Origin of the sequence: Gluconacetobacter aggeris (genome assembly GCF_014174395.1) — a bacterium.
Taxonomy (GTDB): Bacteria; Pseudomonadota; Alphaproteobacteria; order Acetobacterales; family Acetobacteraceae; genus Gluconacetobacter; species Gluconacetobacter aggeris.
The window spans coordinates 35,777-52,339 of the sequence record NZ_JABEQD010000011.1; the positions used below are offsets into that span (position 1 = coordinate 35,777).

14 protein-coding genes and 1 tRNA gene are annotated in these 16,563 nt (G+C 67.6%); 13 read left to right on the forward strand and 2 right to left on the reverse strand.

The features are described 5' to 3' along the window. Positions 1-99: 99 nt before the first annotated feature. Positions 100-312, forward strand: coding sequence for a hypothetical protein (locus HLH36_RS14475; protein ID WP_182987054.1), 213 nt, complete (start codon positions 100-102; stop codon positions 310-312). Between the two features lie 211 nt (positions 313-523). On the opposite strand, the gene HLH36_RS14480 is transcribed toward HLH36_RS14475, so the two are convergent. Continuing rightward, positions 524-1,678: a bifunctional 2-C-methyl-D-erythritol 4-phosphate cytidylyltransferase/2-C-methyl-D-erythritol 2,4-cyclodiphosphate synthase gene (locus HLH36_RS14480; protein ID WP_182987055.1), complete on the reverse strand. Its 1,155-nt coding sequence runs from the start codon at positions 1,676-1,678 to the stop codon at positions 524-526. Between the two features lie 213 nt (positions 1,679-1,891). Here HLH36_RS14480 and dusB point away from each other — a divergent pair, with 213 nt between their 5' ends. From dusB to HLH36_RS14520, 8 genes are all read left to right on the forward strand, one after another. Beyond that, positions 1,892-2,971 carry a tRNA dihydrouridine synthase DusB gene (gene dusB / locus HLH36_RS14485; protein ID WP_408871901.1) on the forward strand — a complete coding sequence of 360 codons (1,080 nt, stop codon included), beginning with the start codon at positions 1,892-1,894 and terminating at the stop codon, positions 2,969-2,971. Further along, on the forward strand, positions 2,971-4,089 hold the full coding sequence (locus tag HLH36_RS14490) for a two-component system sensor histidine kinase NtrB (protein WP_408871902.1): 1,119 nt from the start codon (positions 2,971-2,973) through the stop codon (positions 4,087-4,089). The genes dusB and HLH36_RS14490 overlap by 1 nt, the downstream gene beginning before the upstream one ends. 63 nt (positions 4,090-4,152) lie before the next feature. After that, positions 4,153-5,601 (forward strand): nitrogen regulation protein NR(I), encoded by a 1,449-nt coding sequence (gene ntrC / locus HLH36_RS14495; protein WP_182987056.1) that lies wholly within the window; start codon positions 4,153-4,155, stop codon positions 5,599-5,601. A 94-nt stretch (positions 5,602-5,695) separates the two neighbouring features. Next, positions 5,696-7,912, forward strand: coding sequence for a sensor histidine kinase NtrY-like (locus tag HLH36_RS14500; RefSeq protein ID WP_182987142.1), 2,217 nt, complete (start codon positions 5,696-5,698; stop codon positions 7,910-7,912). Beyond that, complete coding sequence (gene ntrX, locus HLH36_RS14505; protein WP_182987057.1) at positions 7,902-9,293, forward strand: nitrogen assimilation response regulator NtrX; 1,392 nt, start codon at positions 7,902-7,904, stop codon at positions 9,291-9,293. The genes HLH36_RS14500 and ntrX overlap by 11 nt, the downstream gene beginning before the upstream one ends. A gap of 113 nt (positions 9,294-9,406) precedes the next feature. Next, positions 9,407-9,703: an RNA chaperone Hfq gene (gene hfq, locus HLH36_RS14510; RefSeq protein ID WP_182949016.1), complete on the forward strand. Its 297-nt coding sequence runs from the start codon at positions 9,407-9,409 to the stop codon at positions 9,701-9,703. 1 nt (position 9,704) lies between these two features. Beyond that, positions 9,705-10,997, forward strand: coding sequence for a GTPase HflX (hflX, locus tag HLH36_RS14515; protein ID WP_182987143.1), 1,293 nt, complete (start codon positions 9,705-9,707; stop codon positions 10,995-10,997). 43 nt (positions 10,998-11,040) lie between these two features. Beyond that, positions 11,041-11,877 (forward strand): inositol monophosphatase family protein, encoded by an 837-nt coding sequence (locus tag HLH36_RS14520; protein WP_182987058.1) that lies wholly within the window; start codon positions 11,041-11,043, stop codon positions 11,875-11,877. Positions 11,878-11,967: 90 nt separating this feature from the next. Here the strand turns inward: HLH36_RS14520 and mazG are convergent, their stop codons facing one another. Next, positions 11,968-12,756, reverse strand: a complete 789-nt coding sequence (mazG, locus tag HLH36_RS14525; protein ID WP_182987059.1) for a nucleoside triphosphate pyrophosphohydrolase — start codon at positions 12,754-12,756, stop codon at positions 11,968-11,970. 309 nt (positions 12,757-13,065) lie between these two features. Here mazG and argC point away from each other — a divergent pair, with 309 nt between their 5' ends. The 4 genes from argC to HLH36_RS14545 all read left to right on the forward strand — a co-directional run bounded on the left by argC (position 13,066) and on the right by HLH36_RS14545 (position 16,558). Further along, entirely contained in the window at positions 13,066-14,010 is a 945-nt protein-coding gene (gene argC, locus HLH36_RS14530) for an N-acetyl-gamma-glutamyl-phosphate reductase (RefSeq protein ID WP_182987060.1), read from the forward strand. A 61-nt stretch (positions 14,011-14,071) separates the two neighbouring features. Further along, positions 14,072-14,155 (forward strand) — tRNA-Leu (locus HLH36_RS14535). A gap of 17 nt (positions 14,156-14,172) precedes the next feature. Then, complete coding sequence (locus HLH36_RS14540) at positions 14,173-15,354, forward strand: phosphoserine transaminase (protein WP_182987144.1); 1,182 nt, start codon at positions 14,173-14,175, stop codon at positions 15,352-15,354. Between the two features lie 58 nt (positions 15,355-15,412). Next, on the forward strand, positions 15,413-16,558 hold the full coding sequence (locus HLH36_RS14545) for an ATP phosphoribosyltransferase regulatory subunit (protein ID WP_182987061.1): 1,146 nt from the start codon (positions 15,413-15,415) through the stop codon (positions 16,556-16,558). Positions 16,559-16,563: the final 5 nt, after the last annotated feature.

Sequence of the window (16,563 nt, forward strand, 5' to 3'; positions counted from 1 at the left end):
CGGCAGCTTCCGGCTTGCGTTCCGACACCGAGCCAAACACTCTGTTACAGGACTTCGCGTTAGAAGGAACGGACACCACGACGAGTCAGGAGATATCGCATGGCCTTGATCGACTGGCGGCCGCTTTCGGAAATGCCCGGCATTGCCGGACATGAGATGGACCGGGCATCGAGGGGTCAGGCTGATCGCCCTGTATCGTCGCACCGCGTGAGGCAGCGCGTCGCCCACTGGGTTGCGACCTGCGCGATGGGCGCATGGGCCCTGCTGGCGATCGTGCCCGTCATCGTCGTCATCATGGCGATCGACGGCTGATCGGCCGGAAAATTCAGCGAGAGAAATTCCGAGGCACGCGGGATCGCCGTAGATCCTGCTCGGAAATGTGGGCTGGTGAGCGAGAGCGGCCCGAAGGGCCGCGCCCGGCGTGTATTGCCGAGCATCGCAGCGGAGCGGCCTTAATGGCCGTGAGCAGCGAAGCGCAGGCAATGCGCGCCGGATCGCCACCGGCGCGCATTTACGAGCAGGATTAGGGGACGAGGACGGTGGCGCTGGCGGTGCAGGCGATCCCTTCCTCGCGGCCGGTGAAGCCCAGCCGCTCGGAGGTGGTGGCCTTTACCGAGATCCGGTCGATGTCCACATTCAGCAGGTCGGCCAGGCGCTGGCGCATTGCTTCGGAATGCGGGCCGATCTTCGGACGCTCGCAGATCAGCGTGACGTCGGCATTGACCAGCATGCCGCCGCGGGCGCGGATGCGCTCGCCGGCATGGACAAGGAAGCGCGCGCTGTCGGCGTCTTTCCATTCGTTCTGGCTGGGCGGGAAATGGCGCCCGATATCGCCTTCGGCCAGTGCGCCGTAGATGGCGTCGCACAGGGCGTGGATGCCGACATCGGCGTCCGAATGGCCGGCCAGGCCGCGATCGTGGGGCACGGTGATGCCGCAGAGGATCAGCGGCCGGTTCTCGGCGAAGGCGTGCACGTCGTACCCGATGCCGGTGCGCGGCAGCAATGTCGGACCGATCAGCCGTTCCAGGCGCATCAGATCTTCCTCGTAGGTCAGCTTGATATTGTCTTCCGAGCCGGCAACCAGTGCGACCGTGTGACCTGCCGTTTCCAGCAGGGCGGCGTCGTCGGTCGCGTCGGTGGCGGCCGCGCCGCGATGCAGGTCGCGCAGCAGGGCGAAGCGGAAGCCCTGGGGCGTCTGGGCGCGATACAGATCCTCACGCGGGACGGTTGCCGTGATGACGCCGTCATGACCGCGCTTGAGCGTGTCGGCCACCCGGACGGCCGGGATGGCGCCGGGATGGGCCGCCAGGGCGGCGATCACGGCCTGGGTCACCTCGGCCGGCACATAGGGGCGGGCGCCGTCATGGACCAGGACCAGCTCGGGCCGTTCGGCCGCAGGCAGGCGATCCAGCGCTTCCAGCCCCGCGCGGACGCTCTCCTGCCGGGTCGCGCCGCCCGCGACGGGCGGGAGGGTATCCAGCCCGTGCAGGGCCTCGGCCAGCGCGTCGGTGTCACCGACCGGCTGGAGCAGGTCCACATGGGGACTCAGGGCATCCGCCGCGTGGCGGATGATGGGCCGGCCGCCGAGCGTCAGATACTGCTTGGCGACAGGCGATGCCGTCGTGGCGCTGAAACGTCGGCCCACGCCCGCGGCAAGAAGAATGGCTGCAACACGCATGGCGGAGCAATGCGGCGGACATCCTCCGTCGTCAAGCGCCGGTACGCATTTGTTTCAGGTGCCTGCCGGCCATTTCGGGTTCCGTGGGCCTGCTATCGCGATTGCGTGATGCTCTCGAATTCGATATTCTGCTCAAATCCTGAGCATCCATGCTGGAAATTCGTCCAATCCGGCGCATTGTCGTTGGGACGAAGGCAGGATCTGTCAGCCCAGATGGGGGTAGTGCCGTTCATGTCGTCCGAGTTGTTGCGTCCAGTCGATCTGGGGAGGGGCGTGGTGCTGCGCACCCCGGTCATTCTCGCCCCGATGTCGGGCGTGACGGACCTGCCGTTCCGCCGCCTGGCGCGCCGGCTGGGGGCCGGGCTGGTGGTATCCGAGATGATCGCGTCCTGGGCCATGGTGCGCGAGAACCAGGCGACGCTGCGCATGGCCGAGGTCGCGGACGAGGACGGGCCGAACGCGGTGCAGCTTGCCGGGTGCGAGCCGGAGGCGATGGCCCAGGCGGCGCGCATTGCCGTCGACCGCGGTGCGGACATGGTTGACATCAATTTTGGCTGTCCGGTCAAGAAAGTGGCGGTGGGCCAGCAGGCGGGGTCGGCGCTGATGCGCGACGAGGCGCTGGCGGGGCGGCTGCTGGACGCCGTGGTGCGGGCTGTGGACGTGCCGGTGACGCTGAAGATGCGCATGGGTTGGGACCATGCCAGCCTGAACGCGCCGGTGCTGGCGCGGATGGCCGAACAGGCCGGTATCCGCATGGTGACGGTGCATGGCCGCACGCGGCAGCAATTCTACAACGGCACGGCCGACTGGGCCTTCGTCCGCAGGGTGAAGGAGGCGGTGTCGCTGCCCGTGATCGTCAATGGCGATATCCTGACGGTCGACGATGCGCGGCGGGCGCTGGCGCAGTCGGGCGCCGACGGGGTGATGATCGGGCGCGGCTGTTATGGCCGCCCGTGGTTCCTGGCACAGGTGGGCCATGCCCTGACGACCGGCGAGGAGGTGCCCGACCCGGCGCTGGCGGCGGAGAAGGCGATCGTTCTGGAACATTACGACATGATGCTGTCGCATTTCGGGGCGCATCCCGGCCTGCGCCTGGCCCGCAAGCATGTGTCCTGGTACTCGGCCGGCCTGCCGGATTCGGCGGGTTTCCGGGCCGCGATCAACCGGGTGGACGAAGCAGCCGTGGCGATCGCGATGATCGGCGACTTCTATGACCGGCACATCGAAGCCGGTTCGCGCCGCGAGCGCAGGGGTGGTTCGTCGGGCGGCCAGGACGCCGCCCAGGCCGCCTGATGCCCATGCTGGCGGACCTGCCGCCCGACGAACTGCCCCGCCCGGACGGGGGGGCGCTGCTGGATGCCATGCCCATGCCGGTGATGCTGGTGGGCAGGAACAATCGCATCCGCCATGTCAACAGCGCGGCCGAGCCGTTCTTTGGCATGTCGAGCCAGCATCTGGTGCAGATGCATCTCTCCGACGTGCTGGCGGCCGATCATCCGATCTTCCTGCTGGTGGAGCAGGTGCGGCGCGACGGGGTGACGATCGCGGAGCATGAGCTGACGCTGGACGGTCCGCGCCTGCACCGCAGCGGCATCACCGTGCAGGGGACGCTGGTGGCCGAGCATCCGGACGCGGTGCTGCTGACCTTTCACGATTCCTCGGCGGCGCGCGCGCTGGACCGGCAACTGACATTCCGCTCCGCCGCGCGCAGCGTTTCGGGCATGGCCGCGATCCTGGCGCATGAGGTCAAGAATCCACTCTCGGGCATCAGGGGGGCGGCGCAACTGCTGGAAGGGTCGGTCGGGGAGAGCGACCGGGAGCTGGCGATCCTGATCCGGGACGAGGCAGACCGGATTCGCGACCTGGTCGACCGGATGGAAATCTTCAGCGACAAGCCGCTGGAGCGGCGGCCGGTGAACATCCATCGGGTACTGGAGCATGTCCGGTTGCTGGCGCAGCAAGGATTTGCCGCCAATATCCGTTTTGTCGAGGAATATGACCCGTCGCTGCCGCCGGTGTGGGGCAACCGCGACCAGTTGGTGCAGGTGCTGCTGAACCTGGTCAAGAACGCTGCCGAGGCGATCGCCGGGGAGGGCAAAGCGGGGGAAATCACGCTCGGCACCGCCTATCGCCATGGCGTGCGCCTGGCCGTGCCGGGCATGGAGCAGCGGGTCGAGCTGCCGCTGGTGGTTTCGGTGCGCGATAGCGGCCCGGGTATACCAGAGAGCATCCGCCCCCATCTGTTCGAGCCCTTCCTGACCACCAAGGCGGGGGGAAGCGGCCTGGGGCTGGCGCTGGCGGGCAAGATCATCGGCGATCATGGTGGTGTGATCGAGGTCGATAGCCGTCCTGGCCGCACCGAAGTGCTGCTGCATCTGCCTGTGGTGGCGGAGGGGCGAGGGCAGCCCTGACCCGCCAGGTTGCCGTTTTTTCGTTATCTTATTGCCCGTTTCGATTGAGAGACCGGATTTCTTATGCCCCTTCCGACTGTTCTTGTTGCCGATGACGACCGATCCATCCGCACCGTTCTCAGCCAGGCGCTGGGGCGTGCCGGCTATCAGGTTCGTACGACCGCCAGCGCCGCGACCCTGTGGCAGTGGATCGAGGAAGGCGAGGGCGACCTGGTCATTACCGACGTGGTGATGCCCGACGAGAACGGTCTGGACCTGATTCCGCGCATCAAGCGGGCGCGGCCGGACATGCGGGTGCTGGTGATGAGCGCCCAATCCACGTTGATGACCGCCGTCAAGGCGACCCAGCGCGGGGCGTTCGAATACCTGCCCAAGCCGTTCGATCTGAAGGAACTGCTGTCGGTGGTCGAGCGGGCGCTGGCCTCGCCGGCCCGCACGCTGGCCGAGCCGGCGCCGCCCGAGACCGAGGAGCGGATGCCGCTGATCGGCCGGTCGATGGTGATGCAGGACATCTATCGCATCATCGCGCGGCTCACGACGTCGGACCTGACGGTGATGATCAATGGCGAAAGCGGCACCGGCAAGGAACTGGTGGCGCGGGCGTTGCATGATTATGGCCGCCGGCGGGGTGGCCCGTTTGTCGCCGTCAACATGGCGGCGATCCCGCGCGAACTGATCGAGAGCGAGCTGTTCGGGCATGAGCGCGGCGCCTTTACGGGAGCGACCAGCCGCAATCCGGGGCGGTTCGAGCAGGCGACGGGCGGCACGCTGTTTCTCGACGAGATCGGCGACATGCCCCCCGAGGCGCAGACGCGCCTGCTGCGCGTGCTGCAGGAAGGCGAGTTCACGACCGTCGGCGGCCGGCAGCCGATTCGGGCCAATGTCCGGATCGTGGCGGCCACGCATCGCGACCTGCGCCAGTCGATTCGCAACGGGACGTTTCGCGAGGATCTGTTCTATCGCCTGAACGTGGTGCCGATCCGCCTGCCGCCGCTGCGCGAACGGGTCGAGGATATTCCGCTGCTGGCGCGGCATTTCCTGGATCGGTGCCGCGAGGATGGGCTGCCGGCCAAGATGCTGGCCGATGGTGCGCTCGAGCGCCTGCAGGCCAGCCGCTGGCCGGGGAATGTCCGAGAGCTGGAAAACCTGATGCGCCGTCTGGCGGCCCTGTATCCGCAGGAGACGATCACGGGTGACCTCATCGACCAGGAACTGGTGGAGGCATCGCACGACCAGGAGGCCGAGACGACGGAAATCCTGGCCAAGGAACCCTTGGCCGACGCGGTGGCCCGGCATATCCGGCATTTCCTGGCGGCGGGGCAGGATGGCATGCCGCTGCACGATATCTATGATCGGGTGATTGCCGAGGTCGAGCGGCCGCTGATCCAGATGACGCTGGCTGCCACCAGGGGCAACCAGATCAAGGCGGCGGCGATGCTGGGCCTGAACCGCAATACCCTGCGCAAGAAGATCCGGGACCTGGAAATTCCGGTCGTACGCGGCGTAAACTGACATCCATGAGTCTTTTGATGCGTCGGGCGACAAGCGGGTGCTGACCCCAAGGCACGGTTTCAATATCCGGCGGCTGATGTCGGGGATGGGGTTGATGCGCGGGCTGTTCGGGCTGCTTGCGCGGCGCAATGTCGCCATTGCCCTGGTGGCTTTGGCCCTGTGCTTCGGTGTTGCCACCTTCGTCGTGCTGTCGGGCGGGATGTCGGTGACGCATTATCCGCGCATCCAGGCCCTGATCTTTATCCTGAACTTCCTGGTCCTGCTGCTGCTTGCGCTGGCGCTGGCGGAACGGCTGGGGCGCGTGATGGCCGATCGGCGCCGTGGCCTGGCCGGGGCGCGGCTGCATGTGCGCCTGGTGACGCTGTTCGGCATCGTCGCGGTGGCGCCGACGGTGCTTGTCGGCACCTTTGCCGCGGCCTTCTTCCATTACGGCATCCAGATTTGGTTCAGCGATCGGGTCAACACGGCGCTGAACGAGGCGTTGGAGGCCTCGCGCGGATATCTGCAGGAACATAACGCCAATATCCGGACCGAGGCATTTTCGCTGGCCAATTACCTGGCCGGGGCGGCCAACAGCCTGGAAGGGTCCGGGTCGGACCTGATGCATGATCCCGAGGCGCTGGACCAGGTGCTGGATTCGCAGGCGACCCTGCGCGGGCTGAACGAAGCGGTGATCTATGATCCGCTGACCAACACCGTGGTCGCCAAGGGGGGGCTGATGAGCCGGCCGGGCGACATGCAGGCCCTGCCGCCGCCCTCGGCCACCATGATGGCGCGCACCAACGAGATCGCGATTCTCGATTCGCCGGACGAGAAGACGGTGCGGGCGGTGATTTCGCTGGGCGATACGCCTGCGCTGATGCTGGTGATTACCCGCCCCGTCGATCCGTCGATCCTCGACCATATGCACAAGACCGAAATGGTGGTGGCGGATTATCAGCGGCTGAACCGGAACCGCTCCAAGATCCAGTTCACCTTCGTGCTGATCTTCGCGCTGGTGGGGTTGCTGGTTCTCTTCGCCGCCGTGCTGGTGGGGCTGGTGCTGGCCAACCAGATCGTGCGGCCGCTGGGGCTGCTGATCCTGGCGTCGGAGCGCATCAGCGATGGCGACCTGAAGGTGCGGGTGCCGGAGGGCGAGCGGGATGATGAGGTATCGAGCCTGTCGCGCGCCTTCAATCGCATGACCGACCAGCTTTCCAGCCAGCGTTCCGAGCTGATGATCGCCTACAGCCAGATCAACGAGCGCCGCCGGTTTACCGAAGCCGTGCTGTCGGGCGTATCTGCCGGGGTGATCGGCCTGGATGCCCAGCAGGTGATCGAGCTGCCCAATCGCGCCGCCGGTGTTCTGCTGCAAAAGGATCTGGCGGCCGCCGTCGGGCGGCAACTGGTCGATGTCGTGCCCGAGTTCGGCCCGATGCTGAAGGAGGCGGCCAGTGCCCCCGACCGGGTGTGGACGGGCGAGATTCACGTTGGATCGGGCACGAAGGCCTGCACGCTGCTGGTCCGGATCGGCGGCGAGATCAGCGGGGGGGCGCCTGATCGGTATGTCGTGACGTTCGATGACATTACGGCCCTGCAGGCGGCCCAGCGCAAGGCGGCGTGGGCCGACATCGCCCGGCGGATCGCGCATGAGATCAAGAATCCGCTTACGCCGATCCAGCTTGCGGCCGAGCGGCTGAAGCGCCGCTTCCTGCGCGAAATCACCTCCGACCCCGAGACGTTCAGCCAGTGCGCGGATACGATCGTGCGGCATGTCGGCGATATCGGGCGCATGGTGGATGAATTCTCGGCGTTCGCGCGGATGCCGCAGCCGATCATCCGGCCCGAGGACCTGTCGCGAATCGTGCGCGAGGCGCTGATCCTGCAACGCAACGCGCATCCCGAGATCCGTTACGACACCGATCTGCCCGATCATGGGCCGATCGTGTCGTGCGACCGGCGGCTGGTCGGGCAGGCGTTGACCAATTTGCTGCAAAATGCCGCCGATGCCATTGCAATGCTTCCGAAAGATGGTGATGCTGCCGATCGCCCGACCGGACCGGTCGGCACTGTCCGGATTGTCTTGCGTATCGAAGGAGCGGCCGCCCATATCGCGGTTGTCGACGATGGGATCGGTCTGCCTGAAGAAGACAGGCAGCGACTGACCGAGCCCTATGTGACCCACAAGCCGAAGGGAACCGGGCTGGGGCTGGCGATCGTCAAGAAAATTCTGGAAGATCACGGGGGAAGCATCCGTCTGGAAGACAGGCAGGATGGACGGGGAGCTGTTTCGGTCTTGATACTGCCAGTAAAGGACGAGCATGGCGCATGAAATCCTGATCGTTGATGACGAACCGGATATCCGGCTGCTCATCGAGGGCATTCTTCGGGATGAGGGCTATGAGACCCGGCTGGCGGGAGATTCGGATTCCGCGATCAGCGCGTTCAGGGCGCGCAGGCCGTCGCTGGTGATCCTGGATGTCTGGCTCCAGGGGTCGCGCCTGGACGGGCTGGGCATCCTGCAGGCGATCCAGGGCGAGGAACCGGCCGTCCCGACCATCATGATTTCCGGCCATGGCACCATCGAGACGGCCGTGGCCGCGTTGCAGCATGGCGCCTACGATTTTATTGAAAAGCCTTTCCAGTCCGATCGGCTGCTGCTGGTCGTCAGGCGTGCGCTGGAGGCCTCGCGCCTGGCGCGGGAGAACGCGGAACTGCGCCTGCGCGCGGGACCGGAGGCCATGCTGTTCGGCGACAGCCCTGCCATTGCCGCCGTGCGCAACCAGATCGAGCGCGTGGCCCCCAGCGGGTCGCGGGTGCTGATTTCCGGCGCCGCAGGCGCGGGCAAGGAGGTTGCGGCGCGGATGATCCATGCCCGGTCGCGCCGTGCCGAAGGGCCGTTCGTCGCCCTGAACTGCGCCACGCTGGCGCCGGGCCGGTTCGAGGAGGAGCTGTTCGGCATCGAGGGCACGGCGGACGGTAACGGGCGGCGCACCGGCGTGCTGGAGCGCGCCCATGGGGGCACGCTGCTGCTGGACGAAGTGGCGGACATGCCGATCGAGACCCAGGGCAAGATCGTCCGCGCGTTGCAGGACCAGAGTTTCGAGCGTGTGGGGGGCGCCACGCGGGTAAAGGTCGATGTCCGCGTGCTGGCGGCGACCAACCGCGACCTGCAGGAGGCGATCGCCGCCGGGCGCTTCCGCGAGGATCTGTATTACCGGCTGGCGGTGGTGCCGCTGCGTGTGCCCAGCCTGCGGGAACGGCGGGAGGACATTCCGGGCCTGGCGCGGATGTTCTTGCACCGGGCGGCGGAGAATGCCGGCCTGCCGTTGCGCGACCTGTCGGGCGACGCGATCGCGGCGTTGCAGAGCTATGACTGGCCCGGCAATTCGCGCGAGCTGCGCAACCTGATGGAGCGGCTGCTGATCATGATGCCGGGGAACGGCACCGACCTGATCCGCGCCGAGATGCTGCCGCCGTCGGTGGGGCAGGGGGCGCCGACCCTGCTGAAGTTCGACCCCGCCGCCGATGTGATGGGCCTGCCGCTGCGCGAGGCGCGCGACCTGTTCGAGACCCAGTATCTGCAGGCGCAATTGCTGCGATTCGGCGGCAATATCAGCCGCACCGCCGGCTTTGTGGGCATGGAGCGCAGCGCGCTGCACCGCAAGCTGAAGCAGTTGGGCGTGACGTCCGACGAACGGGGAGCAGGATGAGGTTTTGCCCCTCGGGGAAGGGCCTGCTAGAGAGAGCCAACCGAATTATTGGCGGGGAACGGAGCAGCTTGCGCGGCGTTCGTCCTCGCCGACAGAGCAAGTAAGGCCCAACCGTGGCAAAAGAACCTACGCAGAACGTTCAGGATGTTTTTCTCAACCATGTCAGGCGCTCCAAGACGCCGGTCACGGTGTTTCTGGTCAATGGTGTCAAGTTGCAGGGCATCATCACCTGGTTCGACAATTTTTCCGTGCTTCTGCGCCGTGATGGGCACACGCAGCTTGTCTACAAGCACGCCATCAGCACCGTGATGCCGGCGACGCCCGTCGTGCTGTTCGACCCGTCGCGCCCCGAGGGTGCCTCGGCGGATCTGTCGGACAAGGATCTGGCGGGGGATTCCGATCTCGTCTGAGATTCCCGTGGCGCAGTCGCCCACGCGGGCGGCCGTCATCCTGCCATGGGAGCGGCCGGACCGTCAGGACGAGGTTCGCGCCGCCGAAGCCCGGCTGGAAGAAGCCGTGGGCCTGGCGGCGTCGATCGGGCTGGTGATCGTGCGGCAGGCCGTGCTTCTGTTGCGCGCCCGCCGGCCGGCCACGCTGCTGGGAAGCGGGCAGGTGGAGTCGCTGCGCCAGGCGGTGCAGGAGGATCGCGTTGCCGTCGTGGTGGTGGATACGCGCCTGACGCCCGTGCAGCAGCGGAACCTGGAAAAGGCCCTGGGCTGCAAGGTCATCGACCGTACGGCCCTGATCCTGGACATTTTCGGCGAGCGCGCCGCCACCAAGGAGGGTTCGCTCCAGGTCGAACTCGCGCATCTGGAATATCAGCGCAGCCGTCTGGTCCGGACCTGGACCCATCTGGAGCGGCAGCGCGGCGGCTTCGGCTTTCTCGGCGGGCCGGGTGAGACCCAGATCGAGGCCGATCGCCGCATGATCGGCGACCGTATCGTGCGGTTGAAGCGCGAGTTGGAGCAGGTGCGGCGCACGCGCGGCCTGCATCGTGCCGCGCGGCGGCGGGTACCGTTTCCCGTCGTGGCGCTGGTCGGCTATACCAATGCCGGAAAATCGACCCTTTTCAATGCGCTGACCGGGGCGACCGTTTATGCGCAGGACCAGTTGTTCGCGACGCTGGACCCGACGATGCGCGGCATTCGCCTGCCATCGGGCCGGCGGATCATCCTGTCCGACACGGTGGGCTTCATCAGCGACCTGCCGACGGAACTGATTGCCGCCTTTCGCGCCACGCTGGAGGAAGTTGCCGAGGCCGACATCATCCTGCATGTGCGCGATATCTCGCATCCCGACACCACGGCGCAGCGCGCCGATGTCGAGGAGGTGCTGGAGGGCATGGCGACCAGCGGAACGCTGGAGGACGACTGGCGGCGGCGGGTGATCGAGGTGCAGAACAAGGCCGACCTGCTGGGCGGCCGCGATGCGGTGCCGCCCCGGGCGGGCAGTGTCGTGATTTCGGCGATTACCGGCGACGGGCTGCCCGAATTGCTGGCGGCGATCGACCAGCGCCTGACCGAGGCGATGGAGATCGTCCATTACACCATTCCGGTGAAGGACGGCGCGCTGCTGGCGTGGCTGTATGCTCATGGCGAAGTGACGTCGCGCGATGATGGCGAGCAGGCTATCGTGGTGACGGTGCGGCTGTTGCCGGCCGATCGCGCGCGGTTCGAACAGCAACTGGCCAGTCGCGAGCGGTAGGCGCCCGCCCGCGCCGGATGGGCGGGAAGGGGGGAGTGATGTCATGACGGTCGCGGTTTCGCGCGCGCATATGCGTACGGTTCTGGACATCATGCGGCAGGCGGCGGCGGATCGGATCATGCCGTCCTTCCGCCGGCTGGATGCGGACGCCATCCGGTGCAAGACCAGCAAGCTGGACGTGGTGACCGTGGCAGACGAAGCGGCCGAGCATGACATGACCGAGGCGTTCCTGCGTCTTTCGCCCGGGGCGGCGGTGATCGGCGAGGAAGCCGTCTGTGCCCGGCCCGGCCTGCTGGACGCGATCGAGGATGCGGACCTTGCCTATGTCATCGATCCGATCGACGGTACGGCGAATTACGCGGCGGGTGTGCCGCTGTTCGGCGTCATGGTCGCGATCCTGCGTCGGGGCGAGATTGTCGGAGCGGCGATTCTCGACCCGATCTGCAATGTCGCGGCGCTGGCGGTGCGGGGCGAGGGGGCATGGCAGGTCGGGCCGGACGATGCGGAGCGGCCGTTATGTTGCGCGCGGCCCGTGCCGGCGGCCGAAATGACCGGCAACGCCTCGTGGCGCTACCTGCCCCCGCCGATTCGCGACCTGGTGGCCCGCAACCTGCCGCGCGTGATGGGATCGTGGGATTTCCGCTGTGCCGCGCATGAATATCTGATGCTGGTGGATGGGAAATGCCACTTCCTGCTCTTCAACCGCACCATGCCTTGGGATCATCTGGCCGGCTGGCTGATCCATCACGAGACCGGCGGTTATTGCGCCCATTTCGACGGAGCGCCTTACCGGTTGACGGATCGCGCCGGGGGGCTGCTCTACGCCCCCGACCGGGCGAGCTGGCAGGATCTGCGTGACCTGCTGCTGGACCCGGGCTGAGAGGCTGTTTCAAAAGCGCCGATGGTGAGTGGAAGCGTGGCGTCCGTCAGGTCGCCCAGCGGAGCTTCTGAAGCAGCCTCTGCGTCTCGCTTACGCGCCGCTGTCGCGTTCCTGCCGTTTGACGGCCTGCCAGGCGGCCTCCATGTCCGCCAGGGTGCTGTCGGCCGGCGTCAGGCCGCGTTCGGACAGATGCTGTTCCACTCCGGTGAAGCGGCGGGTGAACTTGGCGTTGGCCTGGCGCAGGCAGGCTTCGGGGTCCAGGTCCAGCTTGCGGGCCAGGGTGGCGAGCGTGAACAGCACGTCGCCCAGTTCGTCGGCGATTCGTTCGCGGTCGCCCGATTCCAGTTCGACCTTCAGTTCCGCGATTTCCTCATCCACTTTTTCGGCGACGTCCCTGGCATCGGGCCAGTCGAAGCCGACGCGGGCGGCGCGGGCGGACAGTTTGCGCGCGCGCAGCAGGGCGGGCAGTGCGGTGGGGATGCCGGCCAGCGTGCCGCTCTCGCGCCGGGCGAGGCGTTCCTGCTCCTTGCCGTCCTCCCACTGGCCGGGGGCCAGTGCGGCGTCGCCGAAGACATGGGGATGGCGGCGGACCATCTTGTCGCCGATCATGCCGGCGACGGTCGCGAAATCGAACCAGCCGGCCTCTTCGCCCATGCGGGCGTGATAGACGACCTGGAGCAGCAGGTCGCCCAGTTCGTCGGGCAGGGCGGCCCAGTCCTGCCGGGCGATCGTGTCCTCGACCTCGTAGGCTTCCTCGATCGCATAGGGGGCGATGGAGGCGAAATCCTGCTCGCGGTCCCAGGGGCAGCCGCTAACGGGGTCGCGCAGGCGGGCCATGATGTCGAGAAGGCGCGAAAGGGCCTGGGCGGCGTCGGACATCCGGGGGCTCCGTTCATGGGTCGGCGGGATCGCCCCATGTCTGCACCGGCGCCGCGGGCGCGTCCAGCGTGGCGCGATATGCGGATGCTCCGATGCGGCTGTTTCAAAAATTCCGATGGCGCGTGGAGGCGCGGCGCCTGCCATGCCTCTGACGACGGTTTCCGAGCATCGGAGCGGCCTTGATGGTCGTGAGCGCCGAAGCACAGGAAACGCGCGTCGGATCGCCGCTAGTGCGCTTTTCCAAGCAGCCATCTCTGGATGGCGGGTCGGGCAGGGATTATAGTCCGGTGCCCAGGACCAGGGGGTACCATGAGCGAACAGGCGACGGTTTTCATTGACGGCGAGGCTGGCACGACGGGGCTGGGCATTCGTCAGCGCCTGGATGCGCTGCCGGTGACGGTGCGTTCGATCGCGTCGGAACACCGCAAGGATGCCGCTGCCCGCCGTGCGATGATGGAATCGGTCGATCTGGTGGTACTGTGCCTGCCCGATGCGGCGTCGCGCGAGGCGGCGTCGATGGCGGCCGAGATCGCGGCTGGCGGTGGCCGGGCGCCCCGGCTGCTGGACGCCAGCACGGCTTTTCGCGTCGATCCGGACTGGGTTTACGGTTTTCCGGAAATGGGGGACGGATTCGCGGCGCAGGTCGCGGCGGCGGCGCGGGTTTCGAACCCCGGCTGCTATCCGACCGGGGCGATCGCGCTGCTGCGGCCGCTGGTTCAGGCCGGACTGCTTGCGCCCGATGCGCCGCTGACGATCAACGCGGTCAGCGGCTATAGCGGCGGCGGCCGCGCGATGATCGAGGCGCACGAGCGGGAAGGCGGGCCGGCCTTCGAACTGTACGGGCTGGGGCTGGAGCACAAGCATCTGCCCGAGATCACCCGTTATGCGGGGCTGACGCGTCCGCCTGTCTTCGTGCCCTCGGTCGGGCATTTCCCCCAGGGCATGATCGTCTCGGTGCCGCTGCATCTGGACCTGCTGGCCCGGCCGGCGACGGGGGGTGATCTGCGGGCGGTGCTGGCCGATTTCTATGCCGGTTCGGACCGGATCAGTGTGCCCGAGGCCACGCCGGGCCTGTCCGCCGAAACGCTGGCGGGGACCGACCTGATGGAATTGCGGGTCCATGCCAACGAATCGCGTCGACAGGCGGTGCTGACCGCGCGGCTGGACAATCTGGGCAAGGGGGCCTCGGGCGCCGCGATCCAGAATATCGCCCTGATGCTGGGCCTGGCTCCGCCGGCACCGCGGGCCGGATGATCGCCGGGTTCCGGTTGTGCGATTGCCTCCCGGCCCGTTTTGCTGATAAGCAGGCCCGCAGGCGAGAGTGACGGAACGGTAGACGTAGTCGGCTCAAAATCGACCGCCGCAAGGCATAGGGGTTCGAGTCCCCTCTCTCGTACCATTTCTCCGGACAGGATGATGTCTGCTCTCTCTCCCGACGCGATCGCGAAGCCGGGCGTGCGCCCCGCCAATCCCTGTTTTTCCTCCGGCCCTTGCGCCAAGCGTCCGGGGTGGTCGCTGGACGCGCTGTCCGGCGCGCTGCTGGGCCGCTCGCATCGCGCCCCCGAAGGGCGGGCCCGGCTGAACGAGGTTATTACCCGCTCGCGTGCCATCCTGGGCCTGCCCGACGACTGGAAGCTGGGGATCGTGCCGGCGTCGGATACCGGCGCGGTGGAGATGGTGCTGTGGTCGCTGGTCGGTGAGCGCCCGGTCGACGTGCTGGCGTTCGAGAGTTTTTCGGCGACCTGGGCCGACGATATCGTCAACCAGTTGCACGCGCCGGCCGCGCGGGTACTGAAGGCCGATTATGGCCGTCTGCCGGACCTGGCGCAGGTCGACTGGGCGCATGACGTGGTGCTGGCGTGGAATGGCACGACCTCGGGCGTGCGCATTCCCGAGGGAGCGCCGATCCCCATGGAGCGCGACGGGCTGGTGATCTGCGACGCGACCTCGGCCGCGTTTGCGATGGACCTGCCGTGGGATCGGCTGGATGTCGTGACCTGGTCCTGGCAGAAGGTGCTGGGCGGAGAGGCCGCGCACGGCATGCTGGCCCTGTCGCCGCGTGCGGTGCGTAGGCTGGAAGAAGCATCGGCGCCGCGTGCGCTGCCGAAGATCTTCCGCCTGACGGCCAAGGGGCGGCTGATCGAGGGTATTTTCAAGGGCGATACGATCAACACGCCCTCCATGCTGTGTGTGGAGGACGCGCTGGACGGGCTGCGCTGGGCCGAGGCGATCGGTGGCCTGCCGGCCCTGGTTGCCCGCAGCCAGGCCAACCTGGCGGTGGTGGCCGACTGGGTGGCGCGCTCCGGCTGGGCTGCGTTCCTGGCCGCCGATCCGGCCGAACGCTCCAGCACCGCGATCTGCCTGACCATTGTGGCGCCCTGGTTCGTGGCGCTGGATGCGGCGGCGCAGGCCAAGGCGGCCAAGCGGATCGTCGGCCTGTTGGAAGCGGAGGGCGTGGCGCTGGATATCGGCAGCTATCGCGATGCGCCGCCGGGCCTGCGGCTGTGGGGTGGTGCGACCGTGGAGGCGGATGATCTGCGCGCGCTGATGCCGTGGCTGGACTGGGCCGAAGCCGAAGTGCGCACGGAGTTCGCCTGACGCGTTCCTGCCCGCGCGTGGGCTGACGAATGACTGCAAGGATGGTATAGGCGCGCGCATGACGGACGATCCGCCTCCCAATCCCGCCCTGCTGCCCGCAGGCTTTGTCGATCTGCTGCCTTCCGATGCCGAGGCCGAGGCCGCCGGCATGGAAAGCCTGATGCAGGTCTTCGCCGCGCATGGCTACAGCCGGGTGAAGCCGCCTTTGCTGGAGTTCGAGGACACGCTGCTGAGCGGGTCCGGGGCGGCGGTGGCCGAGCAGGCGTTTCGTCTGATGGACCCGGACACGCGGCGCATGATGGCGCTGCGCCCCGACATCACGCCGCAGATCGCCCGCATTGCCGCGACCAGGCTGGCCGATGCGCCGCGTCCGCTGCGCCTGTCCTATACCGGGCTGTGCGTGCAGGCGAGTGGCGGGGCGCGGGAGAGCGACCGGCAGATTTCCCAGGCCGGTATCGAGCTGATCGGCCCGGATACGCCCGAAGCCGATGCCGAAGTGGTGGCGCTGGGCGCCGAGGCGCTGGCGGTGCTGGGGGTGCCCGGTGTGTCGTTCGACCTGACGATGCCGCCGCTGGCGCCGGCGCTGATCGCGGAGGTTGGCTTTACTCCGGCCGAGCGGCAGGCGCTGATGCGTGCGCTGGACCGCAAGGACGCGGCGGCGGTGGCGAAGCTGGCCGGCGGGCTGGCGCCGGTGCTGACCGAATTGCTGCATGCGGCCGGGCCGGCCGAGCGTGCGCTCTCGGTCCTGGGCGGGCTGGTCCTGCCCGAACCGGTGCGGGCGCTGAGCGAGCGTCTGGCCGCCACCTTCGCCGCGATCAAGGCGCGGGTGCCGGACATTCGCTTGACCATCGATCCGGTCGAATTCCGGGGGCTGCATTATCATACCGGCGTCTGCGTGACGGTGTATGCCCGCGGGCAGCATGAAGAGCTGGGCCGTGGCGGGCGCTATGTGTCCAATAATGACGAGCCGGCCTGCGGCCTGACCCTGCGCCCCGAGGCCCTGCTGCGTGCGGCGCCTGCCAGGGCAGGGCGCGCGCGCGTGTTCCTGCCCGTGGGCAGCGATCCGGCACTGGGCAGGCGGCTGCGGAGCGAGGGATATGCGACCGTCGATGGGCTGGCGCCCGTTGCGGACAGCGTGGCTGAGGCAAGGCGCCTGGAATGCGATATGATCGTCGCCGGCGATGGAGTGGTGGCGCTGAACTGACGCGC

Coding starts and splice junctions, on each gene's coding strand:
- HLH36_RS14475 (WP_182987054.1), top strand. CDS start 100: ATGGCCTTGATCGACTGGCGGCCGCTTTCGGAAATGCCCGGCATTGCC.
- HLH36_RS14480 (WP_182987055.1), bottom strand. CDS start 1,678: ATGCGTGTTGCAGCCATTCTTCTTGCCGCGGGCGTGGGCCGACGTTTC.
- dusB (WP_408871901.1), top strand. CDS start 1,892: ATGGGGGTAGTGCCGTTCATGTCGTCCGAGTTGTTGCGTCCAGTCGAT.
- HLH36_RS14490 (WP_408871902.1), top strand. CDS start 2,971: ATGCCCATGCTGGCGGACCTGCCGCCCGACGAACTGCCCCGCCCGGAC.
- ntrC (WP_182987056.1), top strand. CDS start 4,153: ATGCCCCTTCCGACTGTTCTTGTTGCCGATGACGACCGATCCATCCGC.
- HLH36_RS14500 (WP_182987142.1), top strand. CDS start 5,696: ATGCGCGGGCTGTTCGGGCTGCTTGCGCGGCGCAATGTCGCCATTGCC.
- ntrX (WP_182987057.1), top strand. CDS start 7,902: ATGGCGCATGAAATCCTGATCGTTGATGACGAACCGGATATCCGGCTG.
- HLH36_RS14520 (WP_182987058.1), top strand. CDS start 11,041: ATGACGGTCGCGGTTTCGCGCGCGCATATGCGTACGGTTCTGGACATC.
- mazG (WP_182987059.1), bottom strand. CDS start 12,756: ATGTCCGACGCCGCCCAGGCCCTTTCGCGCCTTCTCGACATCATGGCC.
- argC (WP_182987060.1), top strand. CDS start 13,066: ATGAGCGAACAGGCGACGGTTTTCATTGACGGCGAGGCTGGCACGACG.
- HLH36_RS14540 (WP_182987144.1), top strand. CDS start 14,173: ATGTCTGCTCTCTCTCCCGACGCGATCGCGAAGCCGGGCGTGCGCCCC.
- HLH36_RS14545 (WP_182987061.1), top strand. CDS start 15,413: ATGACGGACGATCCGCCTCCCAATCCCGCCCTGCTGCCCGCAGGCTTT.